Origin of the sequence: Ochrobactrum sp. S1502_03 (assembly GCF_044435015.1) — a bacterium.
Lineage (GTDB): Bacteria > Pseudomonadota > Alphaproteobacteria > Rhizobiales > Rhizobiaceae > Brucella > Brucella chromiisoli.
Map to the genome: position 1 here is coordinate 1 of NZ_JAYEXN010000081.1, position 1,664 is coordinate 1,664.

Consider the following 1,664-nt stretch of genomic DNA (forward strand, 5'->3'; position numbering starts at 1 on the left):
TAGCACCTACGGAAGGAAGAGTTGGAGCCACCTCAAACGGTGCGCGCAGCTTTTTTGCTGCAAGCGCGCACCGTTTGAGATGGCCATGGCCAGTCGAAGTAGCTCTAGAATGTGAGTGTTCACAACTCATTCCGGAGAGACCGACCATGACCAGTCAGAATTCTATACCTGCCGATGCCGTGTTGGTAGCCATCGACATCGCCAAGGTTCGCAATGAAGTGTTGATCGAAGCACCCGGCCATAAACGCCGCCGTCGGTTGTCTGTTCTCAATACGCGTGCAGAACATGACCATCTGATCGCGATTTTGCAATCATATGACCGACCGGTGGTCTGCGCCTTTGAGGCAACGGGTAACTATCATCGTCCGATTGCCTGGCGGTTGGTGGAAGCCGGCTTCGAAACGCGGTTAGTGTCGTCGCTAGCGCTTGCCCGCACGCGAGAAGCCTTGCACAACAGTTGGGACAAAAACGATCCCAAGGATGCCCAGGTGATCCTGCACATGTTGAGGATCCACTCGACTCAGGTCTACCATGATCCCTTGCGTGCTGGCATCAACGACGTTCAAGAATTGTCGAAGACACACGAAGCCATTGCTAACGCCAAGACCGAGATCCAACATCGCATCCTAACGCATTACCTGCCGCTGTATTTTCCAGAGATCGAGCGTTTCCGGGGTAACAGTCGGAGCGACTGGTTCTTCGCGTTCCTCGACGCCTTCCCCACACCATCGAGCATCACGACACTGACGAAGGAGAAGTTCGTCGAAGCGGCATGGGATGTTGTCGGCAGGAAAGTGAGCAAGTCACAGATTTTAATGGATATTTATGAGACTGCCCGCACCTCGATTGGCTTGCCATTGCCGCTGGATGCGCCTGCAATTCGCATGTTTCGGATGGTTGTCGCCGAAGCCCGCAGCCTGATCCGCCAACGCAACGAGATCGAAGCACAGGCCGATGATTTGCTGCGAAACAGCCGTGATTATCAGATCCTGCGGCAGATTCCTGGGATCGGTCCGATCAACGCGCTAACGATAATTGCGGAGGCTGGGGACCTGCGCCGCTTTCATCATCACCGTCAGTTTCTCAAATTCTGCGGGCTGGACCTGTCGACACAGCAATCGGGCCAGTATCGCGGCCAGACCCGACTTTCCAAATTCGGCAACGCGCGGCTGCGACGAACCCTGTGGATTGCTGGGCAAGTTGCCATCCGCCAGCGTGAGAACGGCTTCCGACATAAATTCGAACGCTACATCGCGAGAGATCGTGACAATCCCGATCTCCGCCGCAAGGCAATGACCGCTATTACCGCCAAGATGGCGCGTGTCGTACACGCCGTCGTCAAAAGCGGTTCAGATTACCGGCCCTTCGTTGAAGGGCGGGTACCAGGTGGAAGAACCTCTGTCAGTTAGAGCCGTGAGGGCATCCTTCGGATGATTCTGTAGATAATGCTTGGGTCTTCCACCTGGATCAGAAGCTCGTGTTAAGGACGGTGAGGGCCAAAATGATGGACCCTGTGTTTGCTATGGACGAGACCTTTTCCCATGCCAGTGGAAGCCGCCTGGTTCGACGATGTGACTTGACGAGCGTCATGCAGCGTGAGCATGCTGACGAGCAGAGAAACTTTGTCTGCCAAGCTCATTTTCTTCCGCACTTAGGACGTTGTC

Annotated in this window: 1 pseudogene; it reads left to right on the top strand. The window is 55.0% G+C overall.

From position 1 onward, the window contains the following. Positions 1–146 precede the first annotated feature (146 nt). Positions 147–1,434 (top strand): annotated as a pseudogene (locus tag VBH83_RS19275) (IS110 family transposase). Positions 1,435–1,664 lie beyond the last annotated feature (230 nt).